Source organism: Bacillus sp. z60-11 (assembly GCF_046464135.1).
Lineage (GTDB): Bacteria > Bacillota > Bacilli > Bacillales > Bacillaceae > Bacillus > Bacillus sonorensis_A.
On record NZ_JBIYSN010000003.1, the window covers coordinates 132,517 to 157,278 of the forward strand.

At 46.6% G+C, this 24,762-nt stretch carries 20 protein-coding genes; 15 read left to right on the forward strand and 5 right to left on the reverse strand.

Features of this window, described 5'->3' with window-relative positions:
* Nucleotides 1-384 precede the first annotated feature (384 nt).
* The 15 genes from iolA (at nt 385) to ACINLD_RS10665 (ending at nt 17,122) form a co-directional block, all read left to right on the forward strand.
* Complete coding sequence (gene iolA, locus ACINLD_RS10595) at nt 385-1,848, forward strand: methylmalonate-semialdehyde dehydrogenase (protein ID WP_026589378.1); 1,464 nt, start codon at nt 385-387, stop codon at nt 1,846-1,848.
* An 81-nt stretch (nt 1,849-1,929) separates the two neighbouring features.
* A complete protein-coding gene (iolB, locus tag ACINLD_RS10600; protein ID WP_026589377.1) occupies nt 1,930-2,745 on the forward strand; it encodes a 5-deoxy-glucuronate isomerase in 816 nt (271 codons plus the stop codon).
* Nucleotides 2,746-2,772: 27 nt separating this feature from the next.
* Entirely contained in the window at nt 2,773-3,750 is a 978-nt protein-coding gene (gene iolC / locus ACINLD_RS10605; protein WP_026589376.1) for a 5-dehydro-2-deoxygluconokinase, read from the forward strand.
* A gap of 28 nt (nt 3,751-3,778) precedes the next feature.
* Nucleotides 3,779-5,692 (forward strand): 3D-(3,5/4)-trihydroxycyclohexane-1,2-dione acylhydrolase (decyclizing), encoded by a 1,914-nt coding sequence (gene iolD, locus ACINLD_RS10610; RefSeq protein ID WP_026589375.1) that lies wholly within the window; start codon nt 3,779-3,781, stop codon nt 5,690-5,692.
* A gap of 13 nt (nt 5,693-5,705) precedes the next feature.
* Nucleotides 5,706-6,608, forward strand: a complete 903-nt coding sequence (iolE, locus tag ACINLD_RS10615; protein WP_409444413.1) for a myo-inosose-2 dehydratase — start codon at nt 5,706-5,708, stop codon at nt 6,606-6,608.
* A gap of 12 nt (nt 6,609-6,620) precedes the next feature.
* Nucleotides 6,621-7,925, forward strand: coding sequence for an MFS transporter (locus ACINLD_RS10620; RefSeq protein WP_410206987.1), 1,305 nt, complete (start codon nt 6,621-6,623; stop codon nt 7,923-7,925).
* Between the two features lie 24 nt (nt 7,926-7,949).
* Nucleotides 7,950-8,984, forward strand: coding sequence for a Gfo/Idh/MocA family protein (locus ACINLD_RS10625; protein WP_026589372.1), 1,035 nt, complete (start codon nt 7,950-7,952; stop codon nt 8,982-8,984).
* Nucleotides 8,985-9,007: 23 nt separating this feature from the next.
* Complete coding sequence (locus ACINLD_RS10630; protein ID WP_026589371.1) at nt 9,008-9,874, forward strand: sugar phosphate isomerase/epimerase family protein; 867 nt, start codon at nt 9,008-9,010, stop codon at nt 9,872-9,874.
* 65 nt (nt 9,875-9,939) lie between these two features.
* Nucleotides 9,940-10,776, forward strand: coding sequence for a 2-keto-myo-inositol isomerase (iolI, locus tag ACINLD_RS10635; RefSeq protein WP_409444411.1), 837 nt, complete (start codon nt 9,940-9,942; stop codon nt 10,774-10,776).
* Between the two features lie 21 nt (nt 10,777-10,797).
* Nucleotides 10,798-11,676 carry a class II fructose-1,6-bisphosphate aldolase gene (gene fba, locus ACINLD_RS10640; protein WP_409444410.1) on the forward strand — a complete coding sequence of 293 codons (879 nt, stop codon included), beginning with the start codon at nt 10,798-10,800 and terminating at the stop codon, nt 11,674-11,676.
* A 202-nt stretch (nt 11,677-11,878) separates the two neighbouring features.
* A complete protein-coding gene (locus ACINLD_RS10645; RefSeq protein WP_026589368.1) occupies nt 11,879-12,817 on the forward strand; it encodes a DMT family transporter in 939 nt (312 codons plus the stop codon).
* Entirely contained in the window at nt 12,774-14,045 is a 1,272-nt protein-coding gene (locus tag ACINLD_RS10650) for an ATP-grasp domain-containing protein (protein WP_077735932.1), read from the forward strand. The genes ACINLD_RS10645 and ACINLD_RS10650 overlap by 44 nt, the downstream gene beginning before the upstream one ends.
* Before the next feature lies 1 nt (nt 14,046).
* The gene (locus ACINLD_RS10655; protein WP_077735933.1) at nt 14,047-14,607 is read left to right on the forward strand and encodes a prephenate dehydratase domain-containing protein; all 561 of its coding nucleotides are present in this window, start codon (nt 14,047-14,049) and stop codon (nt 14,605-14,607) included.
* Nucleotides 14,601-15,842, forward strand: a complete 1,242-nt coding sequence (locus ACINLD_RS10660) for a DUF6421 family protein (RefSeq protein ID WP_026589365.1) — start codon at nt 14,601-14,603, stop codon at nt 15,840-15,842. The genes ACINLD_RS10655 and ACINLD_RS10660 overlap by 7 nt, the downstream gene beginning before the upstream one ends.
* Nucleotides 15,839-17,122 carry a valine--pyruvate transaminase gene (locus tag ACINLD_RS10665; RefSeq protein ID WP_409444409.1) on the forward strand — a complete coding sequence of 428 codons (1,284 nt, stop codon included), beginning with the start codon at nt 15,839-15,841 and terminating at the stop codon, nt 17,120-17,122. Before ACINLD_RS10660 ends, ACINLD_RS10665 begins: the two co-directional genes overlap by 4 nt.
* 30 nt (nt 17,123-17,152) lie before the next feature.
* On the opposite strand, the gene ACINLD_RS10670 is transcribed toward ACINLD_RS10665, so the two are convergent.
* The 5 genes from ACINLD_RS10670 to ACINLD_RS10690 are packed head-to-tail and all read right to left on the reverse strand — an operon-like array spanning nt 17,153 to nt 24,165.
* Nucleotides 17,153-19,270 (reverse strand): cellulose biosynthesis cyclic di-GMP-binding regulatory protein BcsB, encoded by a 2,118-nt coding sequence (locus tag ACINLD_RS10670; protein ID WP_409444408.1) that lies wholly within the window; start codon nt 19,268-19,270, stop codon nt 17,153-17,155.
* A 5-nt stretch (nt 19,271-19,275) separates the two neighbouring features.
* Nucleotides 19,276-20,538: a glycosyltransferase family 2 protein gene (locus tag ACINLD_RS10675; RefSeq protein ID WP_077735935.1), complete on the reverse strand. Its 1,263-nt coding sequence runs from the start codon at nt 20,536-20,538 to the stop codon at nt 19,276-19,278.
* The gene (locus ACINLD_RS10680) at nt 20,531-22,261 is read right to left on the reverse strand and encodes a DUF2334 domain-containing protein (RefSeq protein WP_410206988.1); all 1,731 of its coding nucleotides are present in this window, start codon (nt 22,259-22,261) and stop codon (nt 20,531-20,533) included. The genes ACINLD_RS10675 and ACINLD_RS10680 overlap by 8 nt, the downstream gene beginning before the upstream one ends.
* Nucleotides 22,251-23,102 (reverse strand): diguanylate cyclase domain-containing protein, encoded by an 852-nt coding sequence (locus tag ACINLD_RS10685; protein WP_026589360.1) that lies wholly within the window; start codon nt 23,100-23,102, stop codon nt 22,251-22,253. Before ACINLD_RS10685 ends, ACINLD_RS10680 begins: the two co-directional genes overlap by 11 nt.
* Nucleotides 23,083-24,165 (reverse strand): lipoprotein YdaJ, encoded by a 1,083-nt coding sequence (locus ACINLD_RS10690; protein ID WP_077735937.1) that lies wholly within the window; start codon nt 24,163-24,165, stop codon nt 23,083-23,085. The genes ACINLD_RS10685 and ACINLD_RS10690 overlap by 20 nt, the downstream gene beginning before the upstream one ends.
* Between the last annotated feature and the right edge of the window lie 597 nt (nt 24,166-24,762).

A 24,762-nucleotide genomic window follows, 5' to 3' on the forward strand; every position in this document is an offset into this window, starting at 1 on the left:
TGGTGGTTATACTTTGCAAGATTTACCCTATTCTTTTTTATTATACAATGTTTATATAAATAGTTTTAAGGTTTTCTTCAAATATTATAAAAGAAAAAATTTATTTATTTGTGATTGACTTATGGGTAGGATCAGATTAGAATATAACCAAGAAATGACCAAAACGTGATAATATTAATCAAAACTTTTGGGGCCAGATAAAACGTCATGACGTTGCGGTTCTTTTGACGAAGCTGTATTGGTCAAGTTTTTGTAAGCGTTTAATTTAACTCTTTTTCAAAAAATCGGTTATGTAATGAAGGGATATTCCCGAGTTCATTCATAATGATTGGATCCTGCCCCATCTGTACCAGTGGATGTTTAATATTCAAGGAGGTTATAAGAATGGCAGAAGTCAGAAAGTTAAAAAACTATATCAATGGAGAATGGGTTGAAAGCAAAACCGATAAATATGAAGATGTTGTCAATCCTGCGACAAAAGAAGTGCTGTGTCAAGTGCCGATCTCGACGCGCGAGGATATAGAATATGCAGCGGAGAAAGCGGCTGAAGCGTTTAAAACATGGTCGAAGGTAGCCGTGCCGCGGAGAGCGAGAATTTTATTTAACTTTCAGCAGCTGTTGACTCAGCATAAAGAAGAGCTTGCCCGCCTCATTACAATTGAAAATGGAAAAAACACAAAAGAAGCGCTGGGCGAAGTGGGACGCGGAATCGAAAACGTCGAGTTTGCTGCGGGCGCTCCGTCTTTGATGATGGGCGATTCACTCGCGACGATTGCAACTGATGTCGAAGCTGCGAACTACCGCTACCCGATCGGAGTCGTCGGCGGAATCGCGCCTTTCAATTTCCCGATGATGGTTCCGTGCTGGATGTTCCCAATGGCCATCGCTTTAGGAAACACGTTTATACTGAAACCTTCCGAGCGTACACCGCTTTTGACGGAGAAGCTTGTTGAGCTGTTTGAAGAAGCCGGGCTTCCAAAAGGCGTATTTAATGTGGTATACGGCGCGCATGATGTGGTGAACGGCATTCTCGAACACCCTGAAATTAAAGCGATTTCATTCGTCGGCTCCAAACCGGTCGGAGAATATGTCTATAAAAAAGGAAGCGAAAATCTGAAACGCGTTCAATCGCTGACAGGCGCTAAAAACCACACCATCGTTCTGAACGATGCCAATCTTGAAGATACGGTAACAAATATCATCGGCGCGGCTTTCGGCTCTGCCGGCGAACGCTGCATGGCCTGTGCGGTTGTCACCGTGGAAGAAGGAATTGCCGATCAATTCATGGAGAAATTGCTTGAAAAAGCGGGCGAGGTCAAAATCGGAAACGGCCTTGATGACGGCGTCTTCTTAGGGCCGGTCATCCGCGAAGACAACAAAAAACGCACGCTCGGCTACATCCAAAAAGGAATTGAAGAAGGTGCGAGACTTGTTTGCGACGGGCGTGAAAACGTTACGGATGATGGCTATTTCGTCGGGCCGACAATCTTTGACAATGTCACAACAGATATGACGATTTGGAAAGATGAAATCTTTGCTCCGGTACTGTCCGTGATTCGTGTGAAAAACTTAAAAGAAGCTGTTGAGATCGCCAACCAATCCGAATTTGCAAACGGCGCGTGCCTTTTCACATCTAATTCGAATGCGATTCGCTATTTCCGCGAAAACATCGATGCGGGCATGCTCGGCATCAACCTGGGTGTACCGGCTCCGATGGCCTTCTTCCCATTCTCAGGCTGGAAGTCATCGTTCTTCGGTACATTGCATGCCAACGGAAAAGACAGCGTAGATTTCTACACGCGCAAAAAAGTCGTGACCGCAAGATATCCGGCGCCTGACTTTAACTAAAAGTGAAAACGTCCGAACGGCGTGGCCATCACGCTGTTCGGCCTATGTTTGAAAGATCGATTGAAAAAAGGAGGCTTTTCAATGAGTCATTTGTTGCGCAAACCGCAGGCGAATGAGCTATCAGAAGGCGTAAAACTTGTCCATGAAGTGAAGAAATCAAACTCCGACCTGAACTATGTTGAATTTAAAGTCATTGACCTTGCACCGGGTGCCCGTTATGAGGAGGCTTTAAGTAAACAGGAATGCTGCATCGTGGCTGTGACCGGGAAGATTACCGTCTCCGATCATGAACAGACGTTTGAAAATATCGGCACACGAGAAAGCGTTTTCGAGAAAAAACCGACCGACAGTGTTTATGTGTCAAATGACCGTTCTTTTGTGATCACCGCGCCTGCACAGGCAAGGGTTGCCCTTTGCTATTCTCCATCTGAAAAACAGCTGCCGACGAAGCTGATCAAAGCGGAAGACAACGGTGTTGAACATCGCGGGAAATTCAGCAACAAACGAACCGTCCATAACATTCTTCCGGACTCAGATCCTTCAGCGAACAGCCTTTTAGTCGTCGAAGTTTATACAGAAAGCGGAAACTGGTCCAGCTATCCGCCGCATAAACATGACCAAGACAATTTGCCTGAAGAATCCTTTTTAGAAGAAACGTACTATCATGAACTTGACCCTGCCCAAGGCTTTGTATTTCAGCGCGTCTACACAGACGACCGTTCAATTGACGAAACGATGACCGTCGAGAACGAAAACGTTGTGATCGTGCCGGCTGGATATCATCCGGTAGGCGTGCCTGACGGATACACGTCCTATTATTTAAATGTGATGGCAGGTCCGACGCGGAAGTGGAAGTTTCATAATGATCCTGACCATGAGTGGATCCTGGAACGCTAACAATTAGGTGAGGAGTGGCTGTTTAAGATGAAGTATACATTTAATGAAGAAAAAGAATTTGACATTGTGGCAATCGGCCGCGCATGCATTGATTTGAACGCGGTTGAATACAACCGGCCGATGGAGCAGACAATGACATTCTCAAAATATGTCGGCGGCTCGCCGGCCAATATCGCTATCGGCAGTTCAAAATTGGGTTTGAAAGCCGGTTTCATCGGCAAAATTCCTGATGACCAGCATGGAAGATTCATAGAAAGCTATATGAGAAATACGGGTGTCGACACATCGCAAATGGCGGTTGACAAAGAGGGGCATAAAGCAGGGCTTGCCTTTACGGAAATTTTAAGCCCTGAAGAATGCAGCATTTTAATGTACAGAGACGATGTTGCAGACCTATACCTTGAGCCTTCTGAAGTCGATGAAAATTACATTGCCAAAGCCAAAATGCTTTTAGTCTCAGGTACGGCGCTGGCTAAAAGCCCGTCCCGTGAAGCGGTGTTGAAGGCCGTACAGCTGGCAAAGAAGCATCAGGTGAAAGTGGTCTTTGAACTCGATTACCGTCCATATACGTGGACGTCTGCAGATGAAACAGCTGTTTACTACAGTCTCGTTGCCGAGCAATCCGACATTGTCATCGGGACCCGTGATGAATTTGATGTGATGGAAAACCGCACAGGCGGTATCAACAAGGAATCGGTTCAGCATTTGTTTGCGCATTCCGCAGATCTCGTCGTTATCAAACACGGTGTCGAAGGTTCATACGCATACAGCAAATCCGGGGACGTCTTCCGGGCTAAAGCATATAAGACGAAAGTGTTGAAAACATTTGGAGCAGGCGATTCATACGCTTCGGCCTTTTTATACGGGCTTGTCACAGGCAAACACATTGAAACGGCGTTGAAATATGGAAGCGCTTCAGCATCGATTGTTGTCTCCAAGCATAGCTCATCTGAAGCCATGCCTACTGTCGCTGAGATTGAAGAACTGATTGCGGCGCAGTCTTGAATGAAAACGAATAAAGGTGGGATCGTTTGTGGGCAAGAAAATACGGTTAACAACAGCACAAGCGTTAATCAAATTCTTAAATCAGCAATACATCCATGTTGACGGGGAAGAAACTCCATTTGTCGAGGGGATCTTCACAATTTTCGGGCACGGAAACGTCGTTGGAATCGGCCAGGCGCTTGAACAGGATGCCGGCCACTTAAAGGTGTTTCAAGGCAAGAATGAGCAAGGAATGGCGCATGCAGCAATGGCTTACAGCAAGCAGATGCTGAGAAGGAAGATCTATGCCGTCTCGACATCGGTCGGACCGGGAGCGGCCAATCTTGTGGCCGCTGCAGGTACAGCGCTTGCGAACAACATTCCCGTCCTCCTGATTCCGGCTGATACATTTGCGACAAGACAGCCTGATCCTGTTCTTCAGCAAGTGGAGCAAGAATACAGCGCGGCAATTACGACGAACGATGCATTGAAGCCGGTTTCGAGGTATTGGGACCGCATCACACGTCCTGAACAGTTAATGAGCAGTCTGATCCGCGCCTTTGAAGTGATGACAGATCCTGCAAAAGCGGGTCCGGCAACGATTTGCATTTCCCAAGACGTTGAAGGTGAAGCCTTTGATTTTGATGAAAGCTTCTTTGTGAAGCGCGTTCACTACATCGACCGCAAGCACCCGAGCGAGCGTGAACTTGAAGGTGCGGCTAAGCTGATCAAGTCAAGCAAAAAACCGCTCATCTTAGTCGGCGGCGGTGCGAAGTATTCCGGTGCGCGCGACGAATTAATCGCGATGTCTGAAGCTTACAACATTCCGCTGGTGGAAACCCAGGCCGGGAAATCAACGGTTGAAGCCGATTTTGCCAACAATTTGGGCGGTATGGGCATCACCGGTACGCTGGCAGCAAACAAAGCCGCCCGCGAGGCTGATTTGATCATCGGAATCGGCACGAGATACACCGATTTTGCAACATCCTCCAAAACGGCTTTTGACTTTGACAACGCAAAGTTTTTAAACATCAATGTCAGCAGAATGCAGGCGTATAAGCTGGATGCTTTCCAGGTTGTCGCGGATGCGAAAGTGACGCTCGGCAAGCTGCACGGCTTATTGGAAGGCTATAAGAGTGAGTTCGGTTCAACCATCAAGGAGCTGAAAGACGAATGGCTTGCTGAACGCGACCGCTTGAGCAAAGTCACATTTAAGCGCGAAAACTTCACGCCTGAAATTAAAGATCATTTTTCTCAGGAAGTGCTTAACGAATATGCGGATGCATTGAAAACGGAACTGCCGCAAACAACGGCATTGCTGGCCATCAATGAAACAGTTGATCCAGACAGCGTCGTCATTTGTTCAGCAGGCTCTCTTCCGGGCGACCTGCAGCGGCTCTGGCATTCCAACGTACCGAATACGTACCACTTGGAATACGGTTATTCCTGCATGGGATATGAAGTATCGGGAACGCTCGGCCTGAAATTGGCTCATCCGGACAGAGAGGTCTATTCACTGGTTGGGGACGGAAGCTTCCTGATGCTTCACTCCGAGCTGATTACAGCTATCCAGTACAACAAAAAGATCAATGTGCTGCTCTTTGACAACTCGGGCTTCGGCTGCATCAACAATCTGCAAATGGACCATGGAAGCGGCAGCTACTATTGTGAATTCAGAACGGATGATAACCAAATCCTCAACGTCGACTACGCAAAAGTTGCCGAAGGATACGGAGCCAAAACTTATAAGGCCAACACGATTGAAGAATTGAAAGCCGCGCTTGAAGATGCGAAGAAACAGGATGTTTCAACATTGATCGAAATGAAAGTGCTGCCGAAGACGATGACGGACGGCTATGACAGCTGGTGGCACGTTGGTGTTGCAGAGGTTTCAGAACAGGAAAGCGTTCAAAAAGCTTATGATGCAAAAGAAAAAATGCTGGAATCTGCAAAGCAGTATTAAAGGAGGCACCAGGATGGGCAAGGCGGAAATTCTATGGGGCATCGCCCCCATAGGATGGCGAAATGACGACATTCCGGAAATCGGAGCTGGCAACACGCTTCAACATTTGCTGAGCGATATCGTTGTTGCCGGCTTTCAAGGCACAGAGGTTGGAGGTTTTTTCCCGGAACCGGCGATTTTAAATAAAGAGCTTAAGTTAAGAAACTTAAAGATTGCAGGAAAGTGGTTCAGCAGCTTTATTCTCCGGGACGGCATCGAAGAAACCGCCAAAGAATTCAAGGCTCACTGTCAGTACCTGCAAGAGGTCGATGCGGATGTTGCGGTCGTGTCTGAACAAACGTACAGTGTGCAGGGCCTTGATAAAAATGTATTTACAGAAAAGCCGCACTTTACAGATGAGGAATGGCGAAAGCTTTGCGAAGGATTGAATCAGCTTGGCAAAATCGCAGACCAGTATGATCTGCAGCTGGTCTATCATCACCATCTGGGAACAGGGGTGCAGACGGAAGAAGAAGTCGACCGGCTTATGGCCGGGACTGATCCGGCATGTGTGCATCTCCTTTATGATACAGGGCACGCCTACATCTCTGATGGCAACTATATGAACATTCTGAAGAAGCATATCGGCCGAATTAAACATGTTCATTTTAAAGATGCGCGTCTTGATATCATGGAAAAGTGCAAAGCCGAAGGAAAATCGTTCAGGCAGGCGTTTTTACAAGGCATGTTCACGGTTCCCGGCGACGGCTGCATCGACTTTACGGAAGTGTATCAAACACTTTTACAGCATGACTATTCCGGCTGGATTGTTGTGGAAGCCGAACAGGATCCCGAAGTGGCAAACCCTCTAGAATACGCGCTGATCGCCAGAACATATATCGACCGTCACTTGTTGAATCCCGCAGCAACCAATTAAGGGGGGTTTACATTGAACAATGGAAATGCAGCAGTCTCACCATTCAATAAACGAACCATAGCAGCAGCATTGGCAAATTACATCGACGCGGGTTCCATTGTAGCAGGGGCAGCTGGTTTATCTTTATGGGTCAGTTATTTAAAGCTTTCGGATACACAGATCGGACTGCTCGGCGCCTTTAGCGCAAACGCCATCTCAGCCGCAATCGGCGCGCTGCTCGGAGGCTTTTTGGCCGACAAAATTGGCCGAAAGGCTGTCTATACGAACAGTATGCTGGTTTATGCACTGGGGATTTGTTTAGTATTGTTCGGCACCAGCTTTCCCTTTTTGTTAAGCGGTTACATTATTATCGGTTTATCGGTAGGAGCTGATATTACGGCTTCCTGGACGATCATCGCAGAGAACGCACCTAAGAAAAACAGGGCGCGTCATTGCGGAGTTGCACAGGTCGCATGGGCTGCGGGGGCGGTTGTGGTCCTGCTGCTGTCGGTCCTCCTTGGTGATTTAGGCTTATTGGGCAATAAAATCGTGTTTGGGCATTTGCTCGTTATCGCATTGATCACCTATGTTCTGCGGAAAAGGCTGCCGGAATCCGATGCCTGGCAGGATCAATCCGAAACGGCTCAAGCCGTTAGGAAGCCGAAGACGTCTTATCTCGATTTGCTTCAGCCTAAGTATTTGAAAAGCATTTTATTCTTAATGGGCGTGTACTTGGTTTGGAATCTGGCTGCAGGTGTCATGGGGTTTTTTATGCCTTACATTTATCAGCAGGTCGGCGGTGTATCAGCGACCATGGCAAACGTTTTGCAGATGGGGCTGTTTATTTTCACCGGGCTTGGCGTCGCTTTTATCTTCATGCCGTTTGCAGACAAATACAGGAAGACAGTGTTTGGGATCTCCGCGTTTGCGGCGGTGATCGGCTGGTCATTGTTTCTGCTTCCGGCAGAGGGCATGCCGATTCTCATCCTCTTTATCGTGATGATCGGCATAAACAACGGGGCAGGGCAACAGGCCAATTATCAACTATGGGCGAGTGAAATTTTCCCGACGGAATATCGTGCATCTGCACAAGGGTTGATGTTCTTCCTCGTTCGTATCTCAATCGGGGCTTGGAGCCTTTTCGTTCCAATGATCATCTCGAATTTTGGAATTGCATTCATGGCGGCCATACTCCTTGGATGTGTAACGGCCAGCATGCTGATCGGGCTCTTTTTTGCACCGAATACATCCGGTAAGTCGCTTGAACAAATTCAGGAAGAGTTGTATGGAACTCCTCCGGCTCAAGCGGGGCAAGTGCAAACAAGAAAAATTATGTAACTACATTTGAAGGAGTGGCTATCAATGAATTTACGCATAGGTGTTATTGGTACAGGAGCAATCGGAAAAGAACATATCAACCGCATCACAAATAAATTAGCCGGCGGCGAAATTGTCGCGGTTACCGATGTGAACCAGGAAGCAGCTCAGCAAGTCGTAACGGACTTCAGCTTGAATGCCAAAGTCTATCCGGACGACGACAGCCTGATCGCAGCGGAAAATGTCGACGCGGTGTTGGTCACAAGCTGGGGACCGGCTCATGAATCAAGTGTTTTGAAAGCGATTAAAGCAAACAAATTCGTATTTTGTGAAAAGCCTCTGGCGACGACTGCGGAAGGATGCATGCGGATCGTCAATGAAGAAATCAAAGCGGGCAAACGTCTCGTGCAAGTCGGCTTTATGCGCCGTTATGACAGCGGTTACGTACAGCTGAAAGAAGCGATCGACAACCGCGTCATCGGCGAGCCGCTCATGATCCACTGTGCGCACCGCAACCCGGCTGTCGGCGACAACTACACAACAGATATGGCTGTTGTCGATACCCTTGTCCATGAAATAGACGCCCTGCACTGGCTGATCAATGATGACTACGAATCTGTTCAGGTCATTTATCCGAAAAAATCGAAAAACGCGCTTCCTCATTTGCGTGATCCGCAAATCGTCATCATCGAAACGAAAGGCGGAGTCGTGATCAATGCGGAAATCTATGTCAATTGCAAATACGGATATGACATTCAGTGTGAAATCGTTGGTGAAGACGGCATCGTGAAGCTTCCTGAACCGTCCAGCATTTCTTTGAGAAAAGACGGAAAATTCTCTACAGATATCCTGATGGATTGGCAGCGCCGCTTCGTGGACGCCTACGATGTAGAAATCCAAGATTTCATTGACTCAATCCAACAGAAAGGCGAGGTCAGCGGGCCGACTGCATGGGACGGCTATATCGCCGCCGTAACGACGGACGCCTGTGTGAAAGCTCAGGAATCCGGACAGAAAGAACCTGTGGCGCTTCAGGAGAAACCGGAATTCTATCAAACGTTCACAACTGTTAAAAAATAAAAACTTTCCGAGGAGTGAAAAGTGTGAAATTAGCATTGGATCCATCGATGTATCGTGATGATTTAACTTTGGAGGAAACGGTCTATAAAACGGCGGAGCTTGGCTACGAATATATCGAACTATCGCCGCGCGAAGATTTTTGTCCATTCTATAAATATCCGAAAGTCGATTCAGCAAAAATCAAACAATTAAAGCGGCTTTTAAGAGATACCGGTGTTAAGCTTTCATCGCTCCTTCCGCTTTACCACTGGGCAGGTCCTGATGAAGATCGCCGTCAGGCAGCTGTGCGCAACTGGAAAAGGGCGATCGAAATTGCGGTCGAGCTTGAAGTCGATTTGATGAACAGCGAATTCAGCGGTTCAAAATACGATCCTTTAACAAGTGAAGAAAAATTTATCAAATCCATGGATGAGCTTCTGCCAGTCTTTGAAAAAGAAGGCATTAAACTCAATCTTCAAGCCCATCCATACGATTTTATCGAAACGCACAAAGGTGCGATGGATATGATCCGCGCGCTTGACAAGGATTGGATCAATCTTGTCTACTCGACTGCGCATACATTCTTCTATGATGACGGCAAAGGCGACATCGAGACAATGTTTGACGAAGCCGGCGACCGCCTCACACATGTTTTATTTGCAGATACCTATAATCATAAAGCGGCTCATGGCCTTCGCTACATTGTCAATCCGCCTGACGCGAAAGTAACGGTTCACCAGCATTTAGATATTGGTCAAGGCGAGGTCGATTTTGATACGATCTTCAGAAAGCTGAGAGAGATGAAGTTCGACGGAATTGCGACGAACGCCGTTTTTGCTTGGGTCGACGAAAGAGCGGATGAATCAAGCAGATTCATGCTTGAAAAATTGAAACAGGAACTATTAGGATAAGCCCCTGAGTTCGGCGCCAGGCCGAACTCTCTCTTCACAAGAATATCAGATAAGGAGAATCTAATATGAAGCTATGCTTTAATGAAGCAACGACGTTGGAAAATTCAAACCTTGCAAAGGATCTCGAATACTGTGAGAAGCATGGATACGATTATATCGAAATCCGGACGATGGATAAGCTGCCTGAGTATTTAAAAGACCATTCTCTATCAGAATTGGCCGAGTATTTTCAAACACTTCATATTAAACCGCTTGCATTAAATGCCTTAGTTTTCTTCAATAACCGTGATGAAGAGGGGTACAAGAGCATCATCACCGAATTCAAAGGCATGATGGAAACGTGCAAGGCGCTTGGCGTGAAATACGTAGTCGCCGTTCCGCTCGTTACAGAAGAGAAAATATTGAAAGAAGACATCAAAAAAAGCTCTGTCAGCGTCTTGACTGAGCTGTCCGATATCGCCGAGCCATACGGCGTGAAGATTGCTGTTGAATTTGTCGGGCATCCGGAATGTACCGTCAATACGTTCTCACAGGCTTACGATATCGTAAACACGGTCAACCGCGATAATGTCGGGCTTGTGTTTGACAGCTTCCACTTCCATGCTATGGGCTCAAATCTTGAAGACTTGAAGCAGGCGGATGGAAAGAAAATTTTTATTTATCACATTGATGATACGGAAGATTTCCCGATCGGCATTTTAAGAGATGAAGACCGTGTATGGCCGGGACAGGGAGCGATTGACTTGGATGCTCACCTATCCACTTTAAAGGAAATCGGTTTTTCAGACGTTGTGTCTGTTGAATTGTTCAGACCTGAATATTATAAGCTCAGTGCGGAAGAAACGATTAAAAAGGCAAAAGAAACAACGGTTGACGTTGTGTCAAAATACTTCAAGATGTAACACGAGATAGGAGGGGTGAACGTGGCTTTCGTTTCCATGAAGAATCTTCTTCGAGAAGCAAAGAAACAGCATTATGCAATCGGCCAGTTTAATATAAACGGCCTTCAATGGACAAAGGCGATTTTACAAGCGGCGGAAGAAGAGCGGTCACCTGTCATTGCGGCTGCCTCTGACCGGCTCATTGATTATTTGGGCGGATTTAAAACGGTTGCCGCCATGGTGGATGCACTGGTCAAAGAAATGTCAATCACCGTTCCGGTTGTCTTGCACCTCGACCACGGAAGAAGCCCTGAGCGCTGTAAAAAAGCGATTGACGCAGGCTTTAGTTCAGTGATGATTGACGGCTCCCACTCCCCGATTGACGACAATATCGCCATGACAAAAGAGGTCGTAGCTTATGCGCGGGCACACAATGTGTCTGTTGAAGCAGAGGTGGGCACAGTAGGCGGTATGGAAGACGGGCTCGTCGGCGGCGTGAAATACGCCGATATCGAGGAATGTGAACGCCTTGTCAAAGAAGCCGATATTGATGCGCTGGCTGCAGCTCTCGGCTCTGTCCATGGTAAATATCAAGGTGAGCCTAATTTAGGATTTAAAGAAATGGAAGAAATTTCACGGGTGACAGATATTCCGCTTGTTCTTCATGGGGCTTCGGGAATCCCGACTGACCAAATCGAAAGGGCGATCCGGCTCGGTCATGCAAAAATCAACATTAATACCGAATGCATGGTGGCCTGGACTGAGAAAACCCGCAGCATGTTTAAAGAAAATCCGGATCTGTATGAACCGCACGCCTATATGACGCCTGGGATCGAAGCCGTCAAGGAAACGGTCAAGCTGAAAATGAGAGAGTTTGGGTCCTCCGGAAAAGCCGCATACACCCAAGAAATCAAAGTCTGATTGAGATATAAAAACCTGCCGGCACTCACTTTCGATAGTGAGTGTTTTTTTATTGTAAAGGAATACTAAAAGTTCCAAATTTATATTGACTGTAATTGATATAATAGTTATAATTTCCTTCATAATCCATTTGGGTCAGAAAAGAGTATATTTTCTGACGAATCTGCACAGCAAGACGATAACAAAATAAGGTGAAGTGAATATGCTAGCAAACGTTTTGAAGTTTCGGGTTCACATTTTATTTGGCGTTTTATGTTTAATCGGCGGAACGACCTGGGCTTTTCAAAAGGTCGGGCTGAGCGACAGCCTTCCGTTTTGGTCCGCAGGCATGAGATTTATGATCGCAAGCGTCATCATTGCCATCGTTCTTTTCATGCGCCGACAATTTGTGTTTTCAAAAGAATTGCTTGTGCTCTCGGTTTTCAACGGCATCATGTATTTTTCCATCCCTTTTGGTTCGGTTTACTGGGCTTCTCTTTATTTGCCAAGCGGTTTGGTTTCCATCTTGGCAGCCAGCATCTCCGTTTTTGCCCTGATCATCAATCGTTTAGTCAAAGGAACGCCGGCAACCAAATTGCAAAAATGGGGGATATGCCTCGCTTTGCTAGGCATCACGGTTGTTTTTGGCAATCAGCTGTTGATTCAAGTCGATTTGATTGAAATCATTGCCATGGTCGTGATTTTGTGTGCGATGTTCGGCTCGGCTTTTATTCAAATTAAAGTGCAGCAGAAAATCCAGTCACTGCCGATTTTGAGTTTTAACTCTCTGTCGATGTTAAGCGGCGGAGTCATTTTACTCCTTAGCAGTTTAGTGCTGGAAAGCGGCACAAGGACGTTTTCCGGTGTCAGCCTGATTGCCTTGTTGTATTTGGCGGTTGTCGGTTCGATATTGGGATTTTGGATCAATATTTATTTACTGAAAAAGTGGCACATTTCAAAAGCGACTTCCCACCTGTTTATTTCCCCTGTCATCGCTCTCTATATCGGATTTTTATTTTTGGATGAAAAATTGAATGCCAATATTTATTTAGGGACATTGCTTGTTATATTCGGCGTGATGTTCATTAATCTAAAAAAAGAAGAGAGGATCGCGAAAATTGACGAAACGAAACAAACACTTGGCCATCATCTGTCAAAATAAGCACTTGCCTTTTATTTTTGAAGAAGCGGAAAGCTTAGGTGTCAAGATTACGTTTTTTTACAATGCCGCCGAAGACCATCCGGGAGCTCTTCCGGCTGTTGATCGCTGCATCGCCATTCCGCTGTTTGAAGACGAGCCGGCGGCCATGAGAATCGTTCGGCAGACATATATCGAATCTCCGTTTGACGGTGTGATGACATTGTTTGAGCCGGCATTGCCTTTCACGGCGAAAGCCGCGGCGGCCTTGAATCTGCCGGGCCTCCCATTAGAAGCGGTTGAAAACTGCCGCAACAAAAACCGAACGCGCAGCATCCTGAAGGAGAACGGGCTGAATACGCCGCTCTTCTATGAAGTGGATCAGCTTGACGACCTGGAAGGTGAAAAGCTCTCATACCCTTTAGTCGTCAAACCGATCAACGGCTTTTCCAGCCAGGGCGTCGTCCGGGTCGATGACTGGGAACAGCTCAATGCAGCTGTTCAGAAGGTCGAAGCGATTAACCGGGGGGATCTCAGCAAATTTGTTCGGGAACACAGCGGCATCGTCGTGGAGCAATTTATCGACGGCCCCGAATTCGTTGTGGAAACATTGTCGATTCAAGGAAAGGTGCATGTTTTGTCGATCGGCTATAAAGGGGACGGCAAAGGCCCGTTTTTTGAAGAAGGCGTCTATATCGCCCCGGCCAGACTGGATGAAGAGCAGCGGCTATCGATTATCAAGGAAGTCACGGGCGCCGTATTGGCGCTTGGCATTCACCAAGGTCCGGCCCATACGGAGTTGAGACTGAACGAGGACGGCAAGCCTTATGTCATTGAGGTGGGCGCAAGAATCGGCGGCTCTGGCGTTTCCCATTTTATTGTCAAGGAAAGCACAGGAATCAACTTTATGCAGTTGGTCATACAAAATGCTTTTCAACCGTTAGAACAATTAAAGAACGACATTCACCCGAAAAGGACAGCGGGCAATTACATCATTCCTGTTCAAGGATCGGGCGCTTTTGAGAAAATTGACGGACTTGAAGAGGTGAAAGAAAAACCGGAAGTCAAACGGGTCTTTCAATTTTTCGAATCCGGCGCCGAGGTTCTCCCATATCCGCATTTCTCCGGTTATCCGGGGTTTATTTTAACAAGCCATGACACCTACGGGGACTGTGAGGCATTTTATCGGGAGCTGGATGATGAACTGACCATCATATATCAACCTAATCCAACAGGTACAATAGGAGGCTAAGATGATTCCGAATCAAGTGCAGGAAGAGCAGGCAGTCATGATCGTCCACACACTGGGACCGCAGGGCACGAATTGCGAAAAAGCCGGTCTGCTGTGGCTGAAGAACCAGGGGCTCCGCGGAGAAGTCAGACTGTATGAAACGCTGGAAGAGGCTTTGCTTCAAGTGAAAATGACGGAAAATTCAGTCCTTTTGGGCTGTGCCGTTTATCCGTATTTGCATAACATCGTATTCGAGAATCTAGTGGATTTAAAAATTATCGACAGCTTTGTCATGCCTACATACAACATGGTTTTTGCCGCAAAACAGGGCGCGGAAAAATCGAAGATTCAAACAGTCGCTTCCCATCCTGCGCCGGCTCATCTTGCAAAGCTCTTCAGCGACGATGTCCAATTGGTCACCAGCAACGCCAAAGCTGCGCTGGCCTGTGCCTCAAATGAGGCTGACGGCTGTATCACGACGATAAAAGCAGCTGATGAACACAACTTGCAAGTCATGAAAGATTTCGGCGAAGTGCCGATGTGTTTTACCATACACGGACTTAAAGGAGGAAGCCAATGCTGACTTTGACGCGCGACATTGTAAACCTGGTGAACGAACAAATCGTACCGCAGATTCATGAATTGCAAACATACCAAAATGATAAAGGACAGGTTGTGGAACAGCAAAATAGAGCGGAAGAGCTGCTTTTGCACTTGATGAAGGATGTGAGGGTGATATATGAGGCGGTTCATTTACAAGAAGCCGCGGCCGCTTTTGAACAGGATGTTTTGGACTGGCTCAGCCGCGGATTGGCAGAGACGCCGTATTTTGACCGGTTATTGACGGCTTACCGTGCGCCGGAAAACGGGGATGTCACCTTTTTTGCCGCTCCGATCGTGACACCGAACGGCCCGCATGCCAAAGGCTGTTTTTTTGAAGCCTTTTTAGCTGTTCGAGAAGAGCCGTCTATGATGAAGCCGATCGAAGCAGAGATGCCGCACCCGGAAAACGGCTGCCAATCGCTGAAGCTGCTCGCCGGAACAAAAGGGTTTACAGAAGAGAAGTGCATCGTCTTTTTTCCGGAAAATGTGAAAACGAAAGAAAAAGTCACAACCCAGACATTTGCGATTTTCTACTTTAATAAGTTTTATCAAATCTATCATGAGGACACGCTGAAGAGAGCGCAGGCGATTTTTGAAAACGTTCCTTTTAAGTCTCGCCATCTGCACCCGGATCGGACATATGAGGCGAGGGTCCTTTGGGGTTATTTGCACGACTATTACCACCATTGCGGGAAAAAGCCGTTCCATGAGCACATTCAAGCGAAAATGAATTTTTTTGCGGGCATTCTCGAGGAAGTAAAAGTCGATTGCCAGTCGATCCTGGCTCTTGCGGAAAGACAGTACGACTATTGGGAAGAAATTATCGAGTTCGTGCTGTTTGAGCGGCTTTTACGGTATCCGAGCCAGCACAATGCCACACAAAACTTTGATTCAGGAACCGGGTTTTTCCTGTTTAGCTGGATCATTGAAAACGGCCGTTCCCTGCAAAGGGGAAGCGAGAAGCCTGTAGCGCTTGATCTTGCATTGTGCATGGAAGATTTGAAAAAGCTTGTTGCCGAAATCGAAAAACTGGAAGAGATAGAAGACGATTTGGCTTATAAAAAAGCGGCTGAGCATTATGTGAGGCGGTATTTGCCGCCCGGAAGCGAAGGTGAGCGCTTCAGCGTACCTGTTCAATATTTTATTCATGATCTCAACAACGGTATTGAAACATCCTATTTGCGATTTCAACACGATGAGGAGCTGAAACATTGAATCCGAAGCTAAGCAGCATTGGAGAGAAAATGAGTGAGAAGACAGGGGTTAGAGCGGTGATGGGGGACATTCAGGAAGTGCTGGCCGGGGGAAAGCGGCAATACATCAATTTAAGCGCGGGCAATCCTTTGATTCTTCCGGAAGCGGCTGCCATGTGGAAATCCGCTTTAGCAGGCTTATTAGAGGACGAGCGTTTTCCTTCAATCATCAGCCAATACGGGTCAAGCTACGGAACGGACGAACTGATTGAAAGTGTAGTCCGTTTCTTTTCCGAGAGGTATCATTTTGACATTCAAAAAGAAAATGTGCTGATTACGGCGGGAAGCCAGCAGTTATTTTTTCTGGCCGTCAATTCGTTTTGCGGAACCGGAAGCGATTCCGCCAAGAAGAAGGTCTTGATTCCCATGCTTCCGGACTATTCGGGATACAGCGGTGTCGCGCTTGAGAAAGACATCGTCCAAGGGATTCCTCCGATCGTTTCAATATTAGATGAACACACCTTCCGATACGAACTTGACCGGGAGCGATTTTTGCAAAGGATGGAGGCTGATCCGCACATCGGCGCTGTCATCCTCTCGCGCCCAAACAACCCTTGCGGAAATATTCTGTCTGCCGAGAATGTATTATTGATCTCAGACGCCTGCCGCAAAGCCAATGTGCCGCTGCTCATTGATTCCGCCTATGCTCCGCCGTTTCCGGCGATCAACTTCATCGACATGGAGCCTGTTTTCAATGACCAAATCATCCATTGCATGAGCCTTTCAAAAGCCGGGCTGCCCGGTGAAAGAATTGGCATCGCCATCGGCCCGTCCCGCTATATACAGGCAATGGAGGCGTTTCAGTCAAATGCGGCGATCCATTCTTCAAGGCTGGGGCAGTATATGGCGGCATCTGTTTTAAATAGCGGGCGTCTCGTTTCCATATCGGAAACGTGTGTGAGGCCATACTATAAGAGAAAATTTTCACTGTTGAACAGACTCCTTCACGAAAATATGGCGGATGGAATCAAGTGGTATATCCATAAAGGAGAGGGGTCGCTTTTTGGGTGGCTTTGGCTTGAAGGTTTCCCGGCGGCCGATCAAGAGCTGTATGAACATTTGAAAGCGAACGGTGTCATCATCGTTCCCGGCTCATCCTTCTTTCACCATGACATACGGCATATGCCTCATACGCACCAATGTATTCGGATCAGCCTTACGGCAGCGGATGAAGATCTAACAAGGGGAGTCGCTGTTTTGGCCAGCGTTGTGAAAGAAATGTGTCAGCAGAAAGTTGACTAAAAAAAGACAGGGGCTTAAATAACCCCTGTCTTATTCTTCAGCTCTTTCGGCGTCCGTTTTTCTCTTTCTGCGCCTTACCGTTATTAAAATCAGAATGACAGCTGCTGCGATGATTAAGACGAGAATTCCGAGATACAGCGTATTCTGCTGGCTGCTTTTCTTCGTCTTACTTGTTTCTGTTCCGCTCGTTTTGGATGCGAGCTGCTGGTGATTGGTGAACAGCTGCTGGCTGTCCGTTTCATTGATCACGGTCGCTGTGTTGTCATTGTTCTCCAAAAAGCTGATCATTTCTTTTGTGACTGCAGTGCCTTTTCCATGAAGCGGAGTGAAAACCGCCATCGAGTAATTTTCATCCCACAGCGATGTCTGGGTAAAAGCGACTCGTTTGCTTGTTTCATTCAGCATTTGAAAAGAAGATACATCCAGCGAGCTTTTCGTCATCGGTACTTCCAGTTCCGATGCTTTCTCCTGCAGAAGTGCAAACTGACCTATGCCTCCGATAAAAATGATGTTCCGGCCTTTTGCGTCTTTTGCATTCACTTCAGATGATTTTCTTACTGTGAATGACTGACCTGCTTCACCGCCGAGGGAATTCGTCACAAGCGACAGTTCTTGAAGCTTCGCCTGATCTGCGCTGTCGGGAAGGATGATCAGTGTTGCTTTGTCCTGGTTTCCCGCGTATGGAAGCGGCCAATCTTGAAAATCGGCAGCGGCTGACGCGCTTCTGACAGGATAAGACAGTGTGCTGCTTTTATCAATAAAAATCCATTTGTCTTCGTCCGTCGCATAGCATGGATTGTTTTCCTTCAAGCCTGATGCGGTAAATTGAATATCGATGTAGCGGTTTTTTTGCAAAAGCTTCGGATCGACTTTTAGTGTGACATGATAAAAGCCGTTTTTGTCTTCTTTTTCTAAAGCATCAACCGTGACGGAATGAGGCTGTCCATTGATCATGATCTTCAGCTCTGCCTTTTTGGCAGACATATCGCTTTGATCGGCGGATTTTTCAATCGTTTTTGATTTTTTCAATACAAGCGACAGCTTTGCAGATTGAGTCTTGTCCAAAATCGCCGGAGCAGGATAATAATAATGCTCTGAAGAGGTTTGATCAGAGCCGATCGTCAAATCCCCCGCCCCGAAATCCTCAAGTGACAGCTTATGGCGATCGCGATTTTGCCGCTGTTGAAGCTTGTCGATGGCCAGTGTTTCACCGCTCAGCTGGCCGGTGTACGTTTTATCGGTGATCACGCTGATTTTCTCTGACAGGATGTCATCCGATTTGGCGGTGACAAACAGTACAGGCTGCTCTCTGTCCTTTGCTTTAAGGACCCGTTCCGCAAGCAATAGCTGATCTTCTTGCGCTTCAAGGTTATCCTGTTTCAAAAGCTTTTTCACCTTGCCGTTCCAATGGTGCTGAACCCCGATCAAAATCGTCGGCTTGTCGATCTGCTTTACGTCGGATTCGTTCAAGTATGAAACGGTTATGCTGTTATCAACCGTCTTAAGATAGCTTTCCGTTTTGACCGCTGCTTCGATTTCCGCAGAACTCGGGTTATCCGGAATAACGATTGCGGTTTCTTCCGAGGTGTTTCCTGCTTGTGCGAAAGGATAAGGGTAATGTTCAAGTGCGGCCCCTTTTGCCAAGCTTTTGCTTCCCAATGTCAGACGGCTGTCCGGATAAATTTTGATCCAGTTGCCGGATGAGTCCTGTCTGACGCAGACGCCTTCTTTCACCACGCCGTAAAACTTCAAAGACAAGCTGTGGAAGCCTTGAGATGACTGGCTTTTGTTCAGCGAAAGCTTCAATTTCTTCCGTTTGGCATCCCCTTCAAGCTTTACCGTTTTAACCGGTTCACCATCAATCTCAACCGTCAGAGAGGAGGGGGCAATTAAAAGGTCTGACGCCTCATATTCAAGCACAAGCTGCTGAAGGGAAGAAGCGCCTGCAGGGATTTGATATGTCAGCTCTGATGAGTCTTTTGCGCCGTACATTGTGATGAGATCGTTCGTGAGCATTTGCTCTTTGGATTGTTTGCCGCTGTTTTCCCCCAGAATCGAGCCGTCTACTTCGATGTCCTTAGCCAAGGCCGCTTGTCCGGTCATCGCCGCCAGCATGAAACTTAAGAGACATATAAATGCATGTTTCAAAAAAGTCACCCGCTTTTCTTTTGATTATATCGCTCTGTTTTGTACCATTTCACTTCTTGCTTGAACAGACGGTGCTTGATTTCTACGAATAAAGAATAAATCACAAGGACGATCCACGCCTGCGAGTATGTAAAGTACATCAGAAAAACGATGAAAACGTTTTGCTTGTTCATTTCTGTTTTTTCAATGCTCAGTGTAATCATGACTTCTGTCATGAAGAGGAAGAAAGCCAAAATCCACAGGATCATTGACAAAAAACCAACCGAGAGATGCAGATCATAAAATAAATTGATAACAAAAATCGCATTTGACATGATCACGCCGAAGAAAAACAAAAAATACGTAAAGAAGAAATAAAACAGGTCAAAGATAATCCGCTTCCGTTTCAGCTTGAAAAACTGGGCTAAAAACTTCAGGACGACATATTGATTGCCGCGCGCCCATCTTGTCCGCTGGCGCCACCACACCTTCCACGTTTCCGGCTCCTGTTCCCATGTAACGGCGGCCGGAAAGAAACGGATGTGGTAGCCGAGGTTGTATACGCGGATCGTCAGCTCGGTATCTTCGGCCAGCGCATTATCATCCCATCCGCCGAGCTGTTCGATAATGCTCCGGCGGATGGCAAAGTTGGTGCCGGGGATCGTGGCGATTTTGAACCATTTCCATCTTCCGCCCTGCGCCATCCATTGAAAGCAAATGGTCTCAATGTTAATAAACTTTGTCAGCAATGTTTTCGCCGCATTGATGACGCGGAATTTTCCCACCACGGCACCCGCTTTCCGGTCGTTCATCAGACCGAGAACAAGGTAGTAAACAGCCATTTTCTCCGGTGTGTTGTCAGCATCATATACACAAATGACATCCCCGTTCGATTCGGCAAACCCGGAATTGAGCGCGGAGGATTTGCCTTTTCCCGCATGCGGCGGTTTGGTGACCACCATCTTAATGAAATCGTATTGTCTGGAAAACTCACCCACGATGTCACCCGTCCGGTCGGTCGAATTGTCGTTGATGACGATGATCTCCAGCCGGTCCTTCGGGTAATAGAGGTTGACCATCGCTTTCAGCGTCTGCCGAATCACGACTTCTTCATTGTGGGCTGGAATCAGAACGCTGACCTTCGGAAGGTCTTTCAAGTTCTCTTTCCACTTCGGGATGTTCAGCTCGTAGGTCATGTAGTGGCGAAATCCGCCCTGCATCAGAAACATGTGGTACAGCAGCATCACCCATATTAAGCTTAATGAGATAAAGAACAGAACATTACCCACGGCTTTTTCTCTCCTTAAAGATGCGTTTTTTTAATGTGGCTCTCAAGTAAAGGGTGTAGCTGAAAAACATGACGACAAATAAGAGCACGATGCTTGAGAGAATCCAAAGCGCCTTTTCCAGCGGGCTTTGCTGATGATGGTCGAAAAACTCTTCCATGGCATTCACCTTGCTATTGACGTGAATGGTGCCGTCTCCGCTCGTGCGAATGGTCACTTTGTCTGTTTGAACCGTTTGCTTTGTTTTCTTTAAATCAAGCCATTCGCTGTTCGGAATGTGTTCCATTTGATCAACCAGCTCGGGCAAATATTCCATGCCGAGATAGGGGTGGTAAAATGCTCCGGCTACTCCGCCTTCAAAATCGATCATTTGCGAGATATGGTCTTCGATATTGCCGAGCGGATTCGCATCTGACGCATCGACATAGCCCAGAGTTTCAGGATACAGCGTCATTCCATGCAGCATGGCTGGCTTCGTCACAAACGGTCCCGTACCGGAGGTTTTCCATGTTTCATCACTAAGCTGGACCTGGCCGACGATGCTTGAGAAATACTGTGAAGTGATCTGGTAACCATGCTCTGACATCGTGTAATGCGGCGCTTCAAATGCCAGCGGGTACAGTCCTTCCGCGGTTAAATCCTCAATAGCGTGCGTCAGCTTTTGTCGCGTATAGGTCTCTTCATTTTCTCTGAACGGCTTCAAATAACGGTTATAAGCCGCTTCATTCGGAAAATCCGCTTCTTTTTTTAAGAGGGACGGGTCATCCTCCGCATTTTGCGATGTGATCGGCTGATCAGCCTTGGCATCCCAAAATTCGAAGCCTTCCCCGGTTTCATCGTAGCGGTAGGCATGGGTATATCCATGAACAACCACACTGCCTCCCATGCTTTGCAGCTTCCGCAAAGCTTTGACCAGCTTCGGCTTGTCAGACAGATAGACCTTTTCGCCTGTTTTCGGGTTCAAATAAACCGGAATAACAGCCAAGATAAAAGGGATGTTTCTCTCATGCAGATAAGAACCCGCCTGCAGCAGCAATTTTTCATCTGACATCGGGCTGATGTCTTCCAGCCGCAAATATAAGAGTGTGTTCCCCCCCGCTATCCCGAATGCTTGTCTGAGCTGTTTGGCCAAGAGCAGGTTGTTGTTTAACAGGTTGGTTAAGCCGATATACACATTTGCCTTATCGGTTTCCCATACAAAAGGGTGTGCCTTCCCATCATCTGATGTGTATGTATACAATGCTTTCCCCTTCAAACCTGATACGCCGAGGACATTGAGCCCGCTTTTCAATGAGGCCGCACTGTTTTCACTCGTGCTGCGGACTTGGAAGACATTTTCTTCGTTTGTTAAAGAAAGGCCGGAAAATTGGCTGAATTGCCCGGCGTTAAAACCGATCGCAATCACGGGCGTTTCGCAGGCATTGATCTGTGACACAAGCTGCTTATTCAGCTTTCTTTTGGTTTGGCCGTAATAGATGATATGCTTTTTCTCTGCGAGATCCGTTTGCTTTATATCAGCATCTTTTTTGACAGTGACACGGGACGAGAAATGACCTGCGATCAGATCGAGCATTTTCACTTCTGACGATTCTTTTCCATCCAAGGTCGAATAGATGATGAGAATTCCGCCATTCTCCTGCGTCGCTGCCGCCGCGTCCGGGCGATAAAAAACGGCTGAGAGTATGAGTACAGCTGCGTATAGAAGAAAGCTTCGCTTACAGTTCATTCATCATCATCTCATTCTCCAGTTCTTCTAAAAATTGATCCGCCGTCTGCAAATCTTTGCGATATGTTAAGTAACATACGTGAAAGGTTAAGGTGATATATTTGCCATTTTGCAGCTGGTACGTGTCCAGTTGTTTTTTCAGCTTTGCCAGGACAGCGGGCATATGTTCAGCCGGCGTGTGGGTCAGAACGATCCCGAATCGTTCTTCAGAAGGACGGAATTTTTTGTCCGTTTCCCGTACACAGGATCTGATTTGGCTGCTGACAAATTGAAAGAGCCGATCGGTTTCTTTTTCTCCATACAAGGATTTAAACTCTTTGAAATAATGCATCTGCAGCAGCAAGAAAACAAATGAATTACCGTACCGCTCCGCGCGCTTCATTTCTTCTGACAGCTCCAGCTTCATTCTCTCTTTATTATCAAAGCCCGTCACTCTGTCAATCGCGACAAAGCTTTTGATTTCAGACTGAAGTCGTTTGACTGAATGCTGAAGTTCAACTGCAATATCGTGAATTCTTCCTGAGAAAAAGGAAAAGAGCAAGAGGGCCATTCCCCAGACGACGAGCATTTTCATGCCTTCTTCAGGCGGAAAAACCGCGGCCTGGCTCGCTTGCAAAACCATCATTAAGGTTCCGAGAACAAATAAAACGACGATGGTTCCCGCCAGCGCGTAAATCGGTCCAAGCCATATTCCCGCTCCGATGACGGCAAATGAAATACAAATGATCAAAACGGCTTCGGACTGCTCGGCTGAGACATAATAAATAAACAGAGAAAGAGCCGCTGCAAGCCCAGTCATGTAGGCAAACATTTTCTGTAAATCAGTGAATGATATTTTCATCAAAAAGCTTCCTTTCCGCCAGTAAAGGCAGCAGGTTGTCAAAAGAGTGCGTATTATCGCCGCTCATATATCCGCCATAATACGTTTCAGACGAATCAAGAATTTCAAACTCGATCATCTTTTCATAAAGCGCTTTGACCACGGCTTTGTCTTCATCTTGATTTATGAAAAACAAAATGGTCAAAGCGTAAACGGATGGCGACTCGTATTGAACGGCCGGTTTTTTCGTATCCGCCCAATACCGTCCATACAGCTTTCCATTCGCTTGAAACTCCTGTTTGATCCAATCCGCCAAAACAGCGGCTTTTTGATCCCCCTGCTGCAAATGCCATGCCGCATACAGCTGATCGATGAGGTTAATCTCGTTGTCATAGCTGTATTCCTTTGTCTCTGTGTTGTACAATTTCGGCAAAAAACCGTTTTTCAAAGGAGCGGTATAAAGAATATTGACATTCCGCTCTACGGTCTCTTCATCGATGGTTCCATTCTTTTTCAATACGGCTAACGCATCAGGCATAATATACGAAAGGGTGATATCCTTTGACGCCGCTTTGGAAGAAGAGTCATAGAAATCGGTAAAAATCCCGTTGTTCATGTTGTATGTTTTTAAAGCAGCGCCGATTTGTCGTGCTGTTTTCTTATACTTCCGGTTTCCCCACAGATCGGCTGCCTGATCCAGGGTCAGCATGATTCTGAGATCATCTATCAGGGCGTTCGCCCCGCTCGCTTGTCCATTTTCAATTTTCCATGTCACCAGGCCGCTGTTCATGAGAAACGATTCGGTCAAGTGCTGATATTGCTCTTGAAAATGAGTTCCGTCCTTTTTGTCAACTAAAAATTCCATCCACAAGCCGAGTGATTCGGATAAGTAAACAGGCTGATCCGAGAGACTTGTTTTCATAAGCCCCTCATCACTTATTAAATGATGAAAAATGAAATGCTCGGCAGGCTGCCGCGATTCATTGTCCTGCTCCGCGCTATGCTTGTTTCCGGCTTGGATAAAGCCGATGGAAAGACCAATGGTTAAAGCGCATAAGATGAAACCGATCAATACATACCTCACGGGGCGCCCCCCTCCTTTACATCACCTGAATGTCCAGCTTGCTGGGAAAAACCATGACATATTTCATTAATTATAAATGAAAAAATGGAGATTGCTAGGGGTTTTTTAATCTTTTTGAACTATTTTTATAAGGGGCTAAAGACTGCCGTTCGATTTTTTTAGCTATAGATATCATCTCATCATTTCCCTTTCATTTGGGAATGTAAAAATAACCAATTGGAGCGCCAGGGGTGAGGGAAGGAGGGCATCTTCTTTGGAAGACATTCGAAAAATTAAGGAGATCATCACGAGAGGCAAAAGGAAGGGGGGGCCCTTTATTTTCCTTGAGTGCATATTATATTTAAGTTTTTACAAATATCATAATTTTTATAACAGCCTATTAATCATCTTGATGTTTAATAGGAAAAAAATGAAAAAAGAAGTGTTTGAGTATGGGGAAATTCAAAAAGTCAGTGGGAACGGTTGCTGTTACAGCGGCAATTCTCTTCTCAGCGCTGCCTGCAAGCGCAGCTGAGTACGTGTGGGTCAGGGATGCATATCCAAACATGTACGATTATGTTTATGACTCAGTACACAAAAGAGTCCAAATTTGGAGAG